Origin of the sequence: Hydrogenoanaerobacterium sp. (assembly GCF_032017025.1) — a bacterium.
Lineage (GTDB): Bacteria > Bacillota > Clostridia > Oscillospirales > Ruminococcaceae > Hydrogenoanaerobacterium.
The window spans coordinates 21,328-34,023 of the sequence record NZ_DALZQO010000005.1 but is presented as its reverse complement, the minus strand read 5'-3'; the positions used below and the strand labels follow the sequence as shown (position 1 = coordinate 34,023).

The following is a 12,696-nucleotide window of genomic DNA, read 5'->3' as shown; positions in this document are numbered from 1 at the left end:
GATGATTGTAATGGCGCAGAGCATGAAGCAAAAAAAACAAGAAAAAAAACAAAGCCTTGTGGATGCATCATATGATTTGTTTTTGAGCAAAGGCTTTAACAAAACCTCTATTGATGAAATTGTAAAAAAGGCAAACGTTGCAAAGGGTACATTTTACCTTTATTTTAAGGATAAGTCGGATGTGATGGAGGATATTATGCTGCGCCTAAGCTGCCGTGTGCTTTGCGATGCATACAGCAGCATGAAAAAAAGCTCCACAGGCGATTTTGTGGAGGACATCATTGCAATTGTCGATTATATCATCGAATATTTTAAGAAAAACAAGCTTGTGCTCAAACTGGTGAAGAAGGATTTTTCATGGCCGCTCATCTGTGAGAAAATTTTTGATTCCGAGTATGGCGAAGTTAATAAAATATTGGAAGAGTGCTTTCAAAACCCCTACCTCGCAGAGCATAGTAATGATGATATCTTTAAGCTGCTTTTTGTGATAATCGAACTGTGCGGTTCTATCTGCTACACCTCCATCATCAATGAGCAGCCCGATACCATTGATAACATGAAGCCGTTTTTGTACAGAATCATTCGAAAAATACTAGAAGTGTAACTTAAAGCTGCATTTTAGAATGCAAGCACAAAAAACACAGGGTGCAAATTGCACCCTGTGTTTTTTATCTATGAAATATAAAATTGTACAAACAATATTTATTAATCCGCTTAGTCGGTGTAATTATCGAAGTAGCCCTGAATGAGCACAATGGGTGTGCCCTTGTCGCCGCTGCCGGTAGTGAGGTCGCACAGCGAACCAAGCAAGTCGGTAATGCGGCGGGGAGTGGTGCCCTGTGTCTCCATGCTGCCCTTAAGCGCAGCAGGCTTGTGTTTGATGTACTCTGAAATTGCGTCTTTGAGCGCGTCGCCAGAAAGATTTGCAAAGTTGTTATCTGCGAGGTATTTCAGCTTAACCTCGTTGGGGGTACCCATCAAGCCGTCGGTGAAAGCAGGTGAAACGACAGGGTCTGCCAGCTCCCAAATCTTACCCACGGGGTCTTTAAACGCGCCATCACCATAAACCATAACCTCAACATGCTTGCCGGTTGCCTGCTGAATGCGGGCCTGAACCTCGGTAACAAAATGCTCGCAATCGCGCGGGAACAGCTTTACCGATTCCTCCGTTGCCTTGTTAGAGCCCAACAGACCATAATCTGCGTTGTAGCCGCTACCGTTTACCGAAGCGGTCATAATCTCGTCCATACCCAGAACAATTTCACCACCGGCCGCTTTCAGCAGGCGTTTGGTGCGGGCACGGGTGTGGATATCGCAAGCCAAAACATTTTTGGTGTAGTTTAAAATAGTTTTTGGTGCATTGGCAAAGATAAACTCTACCTCGGCGCCTTCCTCGTGGCAGAGGCTTTTGTAGTACTCTACATAATCAACGCCGGTGAAGGTATGGGGATTGCTGCCAAATAGCTCGCGGTATTTTTCTTCAGAGAGCACGTCTGTCCAGGGGTTTACACCCTTCTCGTCGAGCAGGTCGAGGTCAACCAGATGATTGCCCACCTCATCGGAGGGGTAGCTCATCATAATGTAGACTTTTTTCGCGCCCCTAGCAAAGCCGCGCAGGCAAACTGCAAAGCGATTGCGGCTCATAATCGGGAACAGGACACCAAATTCACCGCTGGGAAATTTGGCTTTGATATCGGTAGCAATTGCATCAACCGTTGCATAGTTACCCTGTGCACGGGCAACAACCGCCTCGGTAACACCGATTACATCTTTGTCATGGATGGGGAAGTTCTCGTTTTTCGCAGCGCTCAAAACCGAGCTTGCCACGATATTTGCCAGATCGTCACCCTCACGAATGATGGGCGCTCTTACACCACGGGATACTGTACCAACTGTTCTTGACATATCCATTCCTCCAATTACGGCAAAATGCCGCTTACTATTTACCCCAAAACAGGGCAAACTATGTTTTGCAATTGTGCCCATTAGGTACGATTGCATTTTTCGGCCAAAATTATTATAATACAAATTAAGATATAAGTAAAATTAGTATTTGTCTTATTTATTATAAGTTGTACTAATATTCTGTGTTGGAGGTGCAATATGTTCATTAATTTGGAGCTGTACCGGGTATTTCGTGAGGTGGCAGGCAGCGGCAGCTTTTCTCAGGCGGCACGCAGTTTATTCATTACACAGTCGGCTGTGAGCCAGTCGGTTCAGCAGCTTGAGCGGCAACTGGGGCGTAAGCTGTTCACGCGCAGCCGGCGCGGTGTGACGCTTACGCCCGAGGGCACTATGCTGTACGAGCATGTCTCCTCGGCGCTCAGCATCATTGCGTCGGGTGAAGAAAAGCTGGAGCGTATGCGGCACTTACAGGCGGGTGAGCTTTCCATCGGCGCGGGTGATACCATTTCGGAGCACTACCTGCTGCCCTATCTTGAGCAGTTCCACAACCTCTACCCCGAAATACGGCTTAAGGTCATCAACCGCACCAGCGGGCAGGCGCTGGCACTGCTGAAATCGGGCTCCATCGACCTCGCGTTCGCCAACCTTCCGCTCGACGAACCGGATATTACGGTGCGAAAGTGTATGGAGGTAAATGATGTTTTTGTGGCATCGGATAAATTTTCTCATTTTAAGGGGCGAACGCTGGAAAGCTGGGAGCTGGCACAGTGCCATTTGATTATGCTGGAGCGCCTAAGCAACTCACGGCGGTTTGTCGACAACTTTTTTTTGCAAAATGGTGTACAGCTCGAGCCCGAAATTGAACTTGGTGCGCATGACCTCCTGCTCGAGTTTGCGCGCATCGGGTTGGGAATCTCCTGCGTAATTGAGGAGTTTTCCACCGAATATCTGCAAAGCGGCGAACTGTTCCTCCTCAAGCTGAAAAAACCTGTTCCGCCCCGCTCCATCGGGCTGTGCTCACTGGCGGGGGTATCCCCCTCATTTGCCGCCGAACGCTTTATGCAGCTGCTGCCCGCGGTGCCCTAAATGATAAAGCAGGCATGCAAGGCTGACCGCAATGGTAATGAGCTCGGCCACAGGTACCGCCAGCCAAACGCCTGTCATCTCAAAAAAGCGCGGCAGAATCAGCACCAGAGGTACCACTGCGGCAAACCCACGCAGCGCTGAGATGAGAAAAGCCTCCTTCGGTTTTGCAACGCAGGCAAAAAATGCAGACGCTACAATATTGATGCCCATAGCCAAAAACGCCGTAAAGTAGATGCGTATCCCCTGCTCGGCAATCGAAGCAAGCTGCGTATTGCCTTCACTGTTAAACACTGCAATAATGGGGTGTGCATACCATGTGCCAACCACGTAAAACAAAACACCAAACACTGCGGCAACACCGCCTGCGGCAAACAATACTTTTTTGATGTTTGCCGTATTTTTTTGCCCAAAATTCAGGCTGATAATGGGCTGAATGCCCTGTGCAATGCCTGTAAACATAGAAATACAAATCAGCGCAATATTGGTGATGATGCCATAGGCGCCTACGCCGACGTTGCCTGCTAAATCGAGAATAATAAAGTTGAACAGCAACATAATCAGCCCCGTGCTCACCTCGTTGATAAATGCAGGCACACCCGAGAGGGCGATATGGCGCAGTTCGAATAGCTTTAACCCGCAGCGATCTACGTAAAAATTGTTTTTCTTGCGGATAAAATGAAGCGACAGCACTCCCATGCCCAAGATAGGGGCAATCCCTGTTGCAAAAGCTGCGCCGAACATTCCCAGCCCGCAGGGATAGACAAATACATAATCCAGTATGATATTGCTGATACTTGCCAGCAGCATCGCCGCCATAGCGAGGTGCGGATTGTTATCGTTGCGCACAAAACACACCAAGATATTGTTTAAAATAAATGCGGTAGAAAACAACAAAATCGTTTTCAGGTAGATTTCTGCAAGGGAGGCAATCTCTTCAGACGCTCCGAGCGCCGTGACGATCTGCTGGGAAAAAAGCAGACCCACAACGGTGAAAAGGGCACTCGCAGCCAATGCCATATAGAGTACGTGCATAAAAATTTTCGTGCCATGCCAGCGATCGCCCTCCCCTATTGCAATGGAAAACCGCGTTGCCCCGCCAATGCCAAGCATAAGCCCCACACCGTTGATAACGCTGTATACCGGCAGCACCAGGTTCAGTGCCACCAGCCCGTTGCTGCCTACACCGTTTGCGACAAAAAAGGTATCTGCCAGAATGTAGAGCGAAAGCCCCAGCATGCTCAGCACATTGAGCGATACATAGCGCGCAAATATTTTGTAAATGTTCTGATTCGACATAAAATCCTCCTTAAAGCACAAAAAATCGCCAAGCCTGTCGTATCCACAGGCCTAACGATACTCAAAATTTTCTCTGATGCAGTTCAAAAACCCGGCGATTTTTAAACCAGAGACCTATTCGTTGTTTTGGTAATTAAAACACGAAGTGCCTAAAATAAAGCACAACTTGGACTATTATAGCATAACTATATTTTCTGTCAAGCACAAAAGTCAATCCAAATTAATGCATCTAAGCTTTTTTGAAAAAATCTTCAAATAGCGCATCTTGCTCGGGCAGATGGGTGACGTAAAAGCAATGCGCTGTCAATCAAACAAGCAGGGGACAGATTGAACTCTGCCCCCTGCCCTATTTTCGCGGTAAATTTTATTCTACACCCAGCACTTCTTTGTACATTTTAATATACTCGTTTGCTGATTTGCCCCAGCTGCAATCGCACTCAAGAGCGTGCTTTACCATCTGCTCCCACTCCGGCTTATCGTCAAATTTCTCTTTGCAGCGCACAATTGCACCGAGCATGTCGTGCGCGTTGTAGGTTTTAAACGTAAAGCCATTGCCCTCCTCCTCACCAAAATCGGTGATGGAATCCTTTAGTCCGCCCGTTTCACGTACAATGGGGATAGCACCGTAACGCAGTGCCAGCATCTGCGAAAGCCCACAGGGCTCGCTCTTGCTCGGCATCAGAAATGCGTCCGCACCCGCGTAAACCTGGCGCGCTGCCGCTGGAATAAACCCAAGCCTTACTGCTATTTGATCGGGGTTGCGTGCCTGCATTTCGGTAAAGAAGTTCTCGTACAGATAATCACCCGAGCCCAAAACCGCTATCTGAACATCCAGCTGCAATAAATCTTCCATAATGTATTTGATGAGATCAAGCCCCTTGTGTGCCACAAGACGCGACACAATACCGATAAGCATTTTGTCCTCTTCCACCGGCAGGCCAAACTCCCTTTGCAGCGCCGCTTTGTTCTGCTTTTTCAGTTCGGGCTCTGCGGCAGAGAAGTTTTGAATGATGTCGGGGTCGGTTTCGGGGTCGTAATTCTTAACATCAATGCCATTGAGAATGCCCCGCAGGCGGTGGCGCTTGTTGCGCAGCACAGGGTCAAGCCCATGCGAAAACCACGGGTCTAAAATCTCTTCGGCGTAAGTGGGGCTTACCGTTGTCACCATATCGGCCTGAATAATTGCGCCCTTCATATAGTTAACGCAGCCGTCGCACTCCACGACGGTAGAAGCATACTGGGGAATGCCCAGCAGGTCGGTGACAATGTCCATGCCATACTTACCCTGATATTGAATGTTGTGGATGGTAAACACCGTTTTGATGCGTTTGAACTTCGGGATGTTTCGGTAAAAAAGGTTGAGGTAAACCGGAACAAGTGCTGTCTGCCAATCGTTGCAATGGATGATTTCGGGGTCAAAGTCGATAAAATTGACCATTTCGAGGATAGCCTTTGCGAAGAACGCAAAGCGCTCACCGTCGTCGTAAAAGCCGTAAATGCCATTGCGTTTAAAGTAATATTCGTTGTCGAGGAAGTAGTATATAACGCCGTCTATGGTACATTCAAATACCCCGCAGTATTGCCTGCGCCATGCAAGCGCAACGGTGAAGTTTGTTACATACTTCATCTTGGCGCGAAGCTCGGGCGCAATGTCGCCATAAAGCGGCATTACCACACGGCAAGCATGCATGCGGTTGCGAATGGCCTTTGGCAAGCTGCCTGCTACATCTGCCAGCCCGCCCGATGCCATAAAGGGAAGCGCTTCGCTGGCTGCGTATAATATTTTCATACTGTTACCACCTCTTCTTTTCGTCAGTGTTCTCTTGCCTAACGGGTTAAACCAGGCTGCCCTTGGTGATGTAAATGGGATAAGTATCGTAACCTATCAAATTTCTGCCTGCGCGTACCGATACGTCCTTATCCATGATGACACATTCGATGTTTGCGTTTTCACCGATATCGCTACCCTGCATGATAATAGAATTTTTGACCTTCGCGCCCTTGCCTATCTTAACCCCACGAAACAGAATGGAGTTTTCGATTTCACCCTCAATGACGCAGCCATCTGCCACAAGGCTGTTGCCGGCTACGGCGCTAAGCCCGTATTTGGCAGGTGCTTCATCACGAACCTTGGTGTAAACCGGCTTGTCGGCGGGGAACAGCTCATGGATCACATCGTAGTTGAGCAAATCCATATTGGCTTTGTAATAAGTTTTCATACTGTTGATTTTAACTGAATAGCCCTTAAACTCATAACCTCGAATATCCAAATAATTGTGCTGGGCTACCAAAACGTCCTGCCGGAAGCTTTTTTTGTTGCGTGCCACTGCTTCGGTGATGATACGCTCGAGTTTTTTCTTCTCAATCACCGCAATATCGAGGTAACAGCAGCTGTTGCCGCTAAGCTCGGGGCTAAGCAGCACATCGTTCACTCTGCCGTTTTCATCAAACTTGAGCACTGTGGTATCGCTCGAACGGTCGAGCTTGCAGTGCTCCTGCTTATACACCAGTGTGATATCTGCCCCGGTTTCCCGGTGCTGCCTAAGTACATCTTTAAGGTTGATATTGCTGATGACATCACAGTCTGCCATCACAACATACTCGGCAGTACTTCGTCTAATATATTCTGCTATCCCTGCCAGTGCGTCCAGCCTGCCATGATAGATGCCGGAATGTGCACTGGAAAACGGCGGCAAAATGCACAGCCCGCCTCTTTTGCGCGCCAAATCCCAGTCTCTGCCGCTGCCCAGATGATCCATCAGCGATTGGTAGTTGCTTTTGGTAATAACGCCGATGTCCTCAATCCCCGAGTTTACGAGATTGGACAGCGTAAAATCAATGAGGCGGTAGCGCCCTCCAAAGGGCACAGAAGCCATTGTACGTTTATGCGTAATCTCGCCCATATATTCATCATGCATATTGGAAAACACAATTCCCAATACCTTTGATTGTTTCACAGCTTCATCCCTCCCCTTAAATATCGGTATCGATCATCGCTTTCGGTGCAATTACCGCACCGCTGCTGATGTTCACCTTACTGCCAATCACCGAGACGCCCCACTTGTCTTTATCCTCGCATTGCTCGGGGCGCATGCCCACCTTGGCACCTTCGCCGATAACCGCATCCTCGGCAACAATGGAATACTCCACCACTGCGCCGCGCTTAATTACCGCGCCCGGCATGATAATGCTGTCGCGCACCGTTGCGCCGTCCTCCACCTTGACACCTGCAAACAGCACCGAGAAATCTACAGTGCCCTCAATGTAGCAGCCCTCAGTGACGATGGAGTTTTCCACCACCGCGCCCTTTGCCACAAAATGCGGCGGCTTTACGGGGTTTCTGGCATAAATTTTCCACGAGGGGTCGTACAGGTCAAGCGGTACGTTGGGGTCGAGCAGATCCATGTTTGCCTCCCATAGGCTGTCAATCGTACCAACATCCTTCCAGTAGCCTTCAAAATTGTAGGCGAACATGCGTTGTCCGTCATCCAGCATTGCGGGCAGCACATCCTTGCCGAAATCTTTGTTGGAGCTTGGGTTTTCTTCGTCAAGCTCAAGGTACTTTTTCAGCTTATCCCATGTGAAAATGTAAATTCCCATAGAGGCCAGTGTGCTCTTTGGGTGTGCGGGTTTTTCTTCAAACTCGTAGATGCTGCCGTCGGGGTTGGTATTCATAATGCCAAAGCGCGAGGCCTCCTCTAACCCTACCTGCAGCACCGCAATGGTGCAGTCGGCCTGTTTTTCCTTGTGTGCATTGAGCATCTTGGCATAGTCCATCTTATAAATATGGTCGCCGGAGAGGATCAACACATACTCGGGGTCGTAACGCTCAATAAACTGGAGGTTTTGATAAATGGCATTTGCCGTACCCTTGTACCAGTCGGAGCCGGAGCTTTTTTGGTAGGGAGGCAGAACAAAAACACCTCCATTGAGCCGGTCAAGATCCCACGGCTGCCCGCTACCGATGTACTCGTTGAGCTCAAGCGGCTGGTACTGTGTCAGCACTCCCACCGTGTCGATGCCTGAATTCACACAGTTTGACAAGGGAAAATCGATGATGCGGTATTTCCCCCCAAAGGGGACGGCCGGCTTTGCCTGATTTTTGGTCAGCGTGTAGAGCCTGCTGCCCTGCCCGCCGGCAAGAAGCATGGCTACACATTCCTTTTTACGTGTCATTACTTTCTCTCCTATCCATGCATGGCATTTGCTGTGCTAATTTCTATCGTAACCTTTCGGTTCGTCTATTTTTTCTTTGCAGCTTTCTCTTTTTTTGCCGGCGGGTCCGCTTTCGCCGCGGCTTTTTTTCGCGCAGGTGCTTTTTTTATCGGCTTTTCGTTGGTCTGCTCTGCGGAACTCTGCTCATGGTCCTCTGCCTCGGGCACTTTTTTCGCCTCTACCTCAGTTTTTTTGTGTTCTCTTTTACCCGCTACAGGTTTAAAGAAAAGGCAGGACAGAGGCGGAACCTGAAGCTCAATCGACTGGTGAAAGTCGTGCATCTCAATATCCTCAACCCGTACCTTGCCGTTGAGTATGCCTGTACCGCCAAACGAAGTATCGTCGGTGCTGAGCACCTCTATGTATGCGGCTGCATCGGGCACGCCAATGCGGTAATCCTTTCTGCCCACAGGGCAGAAGTTGCACAGTACCACAACCTCATCGCCCTTCTCATCAATCCTGCGGAACGATACAATATTCTGCGCGTGGTCGTCGTGCGAAATCCATTTAAAGCCATCCCACGAATCTTCAATCTGCCACATACAGGCATTGTCGAGGTAAAAATGGTTGATTGCACGCACAAAATCGTGCATCTTTTGGTGCTTATCAAAATCGAACAGGCACCAGTCCAGCTCGGTTTGGTAGTTCCACTCGCTGAACTGAGCAAATTCCTGCCCCATAAACAACAGCTTTTTACCGGGGTGCGACATCATAAAGCCGAGAAACACACGCATGCCCGCAAACTTCTGGTCGTACTCGCCCGGCATTTTATTAATCAGCGAGCATTTGCCGTGCACCACCTCATCGTGCGATATAGGCAAAATAAAGTTCTCGGAAAACGCATAGAACATGCTGAACGTCAGCTTATCGTGATTGTAAGCGCGAAAAACGGGGTCGAGCGACGCATAGCTGAGCATATCGTTCATCCAGCCCATGTTCCACTTAAAGTTGAAGCCCAGCCCGCCCACTATCGGGGGCTTGGTGACCATTGGCCATGAAGTGGATTCCTCTGCGATCATCAGCGCCGAGGGGTGCTCGGTAAGTACCGCGCTGTTCAGCTTTCGCAAGAAAGCTACCGCCTCTAAATTCTCTTTGCCGCCTTTACTGTTGGGTGTCCACTGCCATTGTTCGCGGCCGTAGTCAAGATACAGCATCGAGGCCACCGCATCCACGCGAATGCCGTCAATATGGTATTTTTCTACCCAGAACATCGCCGATGAAACCAGAAACGATACAACCTCGTTTTTGCCGTAATCAAAAATGCGTGTGCCCCACTGCTCATGTTCTTTTTTCTGCGGGTCATCGTATTCATAGCAGCTGCTGCCGTCAAACTCGTATAAGCCGTTTTCATCCTTGGGAAAGTGCCCCGGCACCCAGTCCATAATCACACCGATACCCGCCTGGTGGCATTGGTCGACAAAGTTCATAAAATCCTTTGGTTGGCCATAACGCGAGGTTGGCGCGAAGTAGCCTGTAACCTGATACCCCCACGAGCCGTCATACGGGTACTCGGTAATCGGCATAATCTCAATGTGGGTGTATCCCATATCCTTAACATAGGGGATCAGCTCAGCTGCCAATTTACCGTAATCAAACAAATTTCCATCCTCATAGCGCCGCCATGAGCCAAGGTGCACTTCGTAAATGTTCATGGGCGAATGATACACATTAAAGCCCTGCTTTTTCTCAAACCATTCGCTGTCCTCCCAGCTATAGCCGGAAAGGTCGATGTATTTTGAAGCAGTTCCCGGGCGGGTTTCGGCATGGAATGCAAACGGGTCAGACTTATAAAGCTGCGTACCGTTCGCCGTGGTAATACAGAATTTGTAGTTGTCGAACGGCTTTATTCCGGCTGCAAATGCTTCCCATACGCCGCCGTCACTGATGAGCTTCATCGACGTTGCCTCGGGCTGCCACTCGTTGAAATCACCGACAACCGAAACAGCAGTTGCGGCAGGCGCCCATGTGCGGAACACAACCCCCTGTGCCCCGCCTTTTTTGTGCGGATGCGCACCGAAAAACTCGTACGCCTTATAGTTCGTCCCCTGATGGAACAGGTACAATGGCAGGTTGTCTTTTTTTGTAACTTTAACCATTGAAACTCCCCCCTATCCGTAACTCGTCGGCGCAGTATTTCTATACCAAACGCCACTAACTTGCCCGAGGGTGAACTGCCCTCGTTTTATTATCTAAATCATAGCACTAATTAAGGCTGTTTTCAAGTATTAATTGTGTAACACTGGTAAATTCAGTCTTGTTGTATTTGTTTAATTTGTATTGTTTGCACAATAATGTTGATACTTTCTAACAGTTTTGAAGAGCTGGCTGCTAAAAATTCGCACAAACCCTATCATAACAAAGTAGTGCTGTCGAAAACCTCAGAAACAGCAATGTGAAAAGTAACTTTTCTTCGCTAATCATGCCGTTTTCTTTGGTAAAAAGTACAAATATCAAATTGTATTTTTAGGTTGCTCCTTATTTTTCTGTCAAACCTTACAAACATGCGTTTTGGTTCTTGTAAAATACAGCCATTCAGAGTATTATGAACAGGCTATGTCAAAACCAAATTGCACGCTGTTGCGGTGATTTTGAAAAGCCGTTTACGTGGCAGTTGCCAAGGCCTGTTTTTCAATTACCGAAAAAAATTATCATAAACCAAAAGGATTGGTATCATGGAAATCGTACTTATCGTCATCAAACAAGTTGTAGTCATGTTTTTGCTGATGGGAATTGGCTTTTATACCGCAAAAACAAAAATGCTGACACAAGAATCGGCCCGCGCTTTTTCGGGGCTTTTGCTTACCGTTGTAATGCCCGCGCTGCTCATTCGCGCCTACCAGCAGGAGTTTACCTTGGATAAACTAAAGGGTCTGGCACTTGCGTTTGCGCTTGCCATTGTGTTTCATCTTATTGCAATTATTGTGAGCCATTCTTTGGTGAAGCAACGCGACGACAACAGCCACCGCGTTGAAATTCTGGCCGCGGTATATTCCAATTGCGGATTCATGGGAATACCGTTGCTCCAGGCAAGCCTCGGGGATGAAGGCGTATTTTACGGCGCAGCATTTATCGGTGTTTTTAATGTACTTGCCTGGACTCACGGCATTATGACGCTGACTGCGCAAAAGCGTATTAAGCCACGCAACCTGCTGGCAAACCCTGCAATAATCGGCCTTACACTCGGCCTTGTTTTGTTTGTAACCGGGCTGCGGTTGCCTGTTGTGCTGGATGAAACGATAGGCTTTGTCGCCAACCTCAACACCCCGCTCGCCATGATTATCACCGGCGTATTTCTTTCACAGGTAAACTTTAAGTCTGCTATCACCGATTCCAAAGTCTATTTTACCTCTATGATCCGATTAATTCTGCTGCCGCTGATTATGCTCATTCTGCTGAAGTGCCTGCCCATCTCTACCATGTTTCCCGGTGCTGATACGGTGGCCTTTTCGCACATCATCGCATGTGCATGCCCCGCCGCGGCAAACACGGTTCTGCTTACTTCGAAACTGGGCTACGACAGCACACATGGCGCAGAGATTTTGGCGGTATCTACCCTGTTCTCTATGCTGACGCTGCCTTTGTTCGTTTTGTTGTTTCATTCCATTCCGCCGCTGGTGTAGCAGCCTTAGCAGTAACTTAAAAAGGAACATTTTCACCCTAAACCAAGGTGAAAATGCTCCTTTTTTTAATTTCTATTTCCTTACAGGTAAAGCATATCCTTACTGATCTCCGATAGCTTGTTTGCCCCAGCCATTGCCATGGTTTCGGCAAGCTCGGTGCCTACCTTTTCGGTATATACCACAGCCCCCTGAGCACCACCGCCATACACAGCCGTAACATAAGGCCTACCGATGAGCACTGCGTCAGCACCCAGTGCAAGCACTTTAAATACATCCAGGCCGGTGCGAATGCCGCCGTCGATGAATATCTTCATTCTGCCGCCTACCGCCTGTGCAATAGAGGGGAGCACCTCAACGGTTGCGGGGGTTTGGTCGAGCACGCGCCCGCCGTGATTGGAAACCACAATACCGTATGCACCCGCCTCCAAAGCCTTCAGCGCACCTCGCACTGTCATAATGCCCTTAATAATCACCGGAAGCTTGGTGCTTGCGGTAATTTCTCGCAACTCCGCCACCGATTTTGGTGATACCGGGGTAGGCACGTTTTTGAGCAATGCCAAACCGGATGCATCGA

10 protein-coding genes are annotated in these 12,696 nt (G+C 48.6%); 3 read left to right on the top strand and 7 right to left on the bottom strand.

The window, feature by feature from the left end; all coding sequences use genetic code 11:
* Positions 1 to 10 precede the first annotated feature (10 nt).
* Entirely contained in the window at positions 11 to 604 is a 594-nt protein-coding gene (locus RTV33_RS04645) for a TetR/AcrR family transcriptional regulator (protein ID WP_312642053.1), read from the top strand.
* A 110-nt stretch (positions 605 to 714) separates the two neighbouring features.
* On the opposite strand, the gene RTV33_RS04640 is transcribed toward RTV33_RS04645, so the two are convergent.
* The gene (locus RTV33_RS04640) at positions 715 to 1,905 is read right to left on the bottom strand and encodes a coenzyme F420-0:L-glutamate ligase (protein ID WP_312642051.1); all 1,191 of its coding nucleotides are present in this window, start codon (positions 1,903 to 1,905) and stop codon (positions 715 to 717) included.
* 198 nt (positions 1,906 to 2,103) lie between these two features.
* Here RTV33_RS04640 and RTV33_RS04635 point away from each other — a divergent pair, with 198 nt between their 5' ends.
* A complete protein-coding gene (locus RTV33_RS04635; protein WP_312642049.1) occupies positions 2,104 to 2,991 on the top strand; it encodes a LysR family transcriptional regulator in 888 nt (295 codons plus the stop codon).
* On the opposite strand, the gene RTV33_RS04630 is transcribed toward RTV33_RS04635, so the two are convergent.
* The 5 genes from RTV33_RS04630 to glgB form a co-directional block, all read right to left on the bottom strand.
* The gene (locus RTV33_RS04630; protein WP_312642047.1) at positions 2,944 to 4,287 is read right to left on the bottom strand and encodes an MATE family efflux transporter; all 1,344 of its coding nucleotides are present in this window, start codon (positions 4,285 to 4,287) and stop codon (positions 2,944 to 2,946) included. The two genes, RTV33_RS04635 and RTV33_RS04630, sit on opposite strands and share 48 nt — an antisense overlap.
* A 364-nt stretch (positions 4,288 to 4,651) precedes the next feature.
* A complete protein-coding gene (gene glgA / locus RTV33_RS04625; RefSeq protein WP_312642045.1) occupies positions 4,652 to 6,076 on the bottom strand; it encodes a glycogen synthase GlgA in 1,425 nt (474 codons plus the stop codon).
* Between the two features lie 46 nt (positions 6,077 to 6,122).
* Positions 6,123 to 7,244 (bottom strand): glucose-1-phosphate adenylyltransferase subunit GlgD, encoded by a 1,122-nt coding sequence (gene glgD / locus RTV33_RS04620; protein WP_312642043.1) that lies wholly within the window; start codon positions 7,242 to 7,244, stop codon positions 6,123 to 6,125.
* A 16-nt stretch (positions 7,245 to 7,260) separates the two neighbouring features.
* Entirely contained in the window at positions 7,261 to 8,463 is a 1,203-nt protein-coding gene (locus tag RTV33_RS04615; RefSeq protein WP_312642041.1) for a glucose-1-phosphate adenylyltransferase, read from the bottom strand.
* Positions 8,464 to 8,528: 65 nt separating this feature from the next.
* Positions 8,529 to 10,598 carry a 1,4-alpha-glucan branching protein GlgB gene (gene glgB / locus RTV33_RS04610; protein ID WP_312642039.1) on the bottom strand — a complete coding sequence of 690 codons (2,070 nt, stop codon included), beginning with the start codon at positions 10,596 to 10,598 and terminating at the stop codon, positions 8,529 to 8,531.
* Between the two features lie 576 nt (positions 10,599 to 11,174).
* Between glgB and RTV33_RS04605 the strand changes: the two genes are divergently transcribed.
* On the top strand, positions 11,175 to 12,122 hold the full coding sequence (locus tag RTV33_RS04605) for an AEC family transporter (protein WP_312642037.1): 948 nt from the start codon (positions 11,175 to 11,177) through the stop codon (positions 12,120 to 12,122).
* A gap of 80 nt (positions 12,123 to 12,202) precedes the next feature.
* On the opposite strand, the gene RTV33_RS04600 is transcribed toward RTV33_RS04605, so the two are convergent.
* A partial coding sequence (locus tag RTV33_RS04600) for an alpha-hydroxy-acid oxidizing protein (protein ID WP_312642035.1) occupies positions 12,203 to 12,696 on the bottom strand: 494 nt, incomplete at its 5' end.

Excerpts from the sequence above, each read along its gene's own strand:
- glgA (WP_312642045.1), bottom strand. The coding sequence starts at position 6,076 with ATGAAAATATTATACGCAGCCAGCGAAGCGCTTCCCTTTATGGCATCG.
- RTV33_RS04645 (WP_312642053.1), top strand. The coding sequence starts at position 11 with ATGGCGCAGAGCATGAAGCAAAAAAAACAAGAAAAAAAACAAAGCCTT.
- RTV33_RS04615 (WP_312642041.1), bottom strand. The coding sequence starts at position 8,463 with ATGACACGTAAAAAGGAATGTGTAGCCATGCTTCTTGCCGGCGGGCAG.
- RTV33_RS04630 (WP_312642047.1), bottom strand. The coding sequence starts at position 4,287 with ATGTCGAATCAGAACATTTACAAAATATTTGCGCGCTATGTATCGCTC.
- RTV33_RS04635 (WP_312642049.1), top strand. The coding sequence starts at position 2,104 with ATGTTCATTAATTTGGAGCTGTACCGGGTATTTCGTGAGGTGGCAGGC.
- glgB (WP_312642039.1), bottom strand. The coding sequence starts at position 10,598 with ATGGTTAAAGTTACAAAAAAAGACAACCTGCCATTGTACCTGTTCCAT.
- RTV33_RS04640 (WP_312642051.1), bottom strand. The coding sequence starts at position 1,905 with ATGTCAAGAACAGTTGGTACAGTATCCCGTGGTGTAAGAGCGCCCATC.
- RTV33_RS04605 (WP_312642037.1), top strand. The coding sequence starts at position 11,175 with ATGGAAATCGTACTTATCGTCATCAAACAAGTTGTAGTCATGTTTTTG.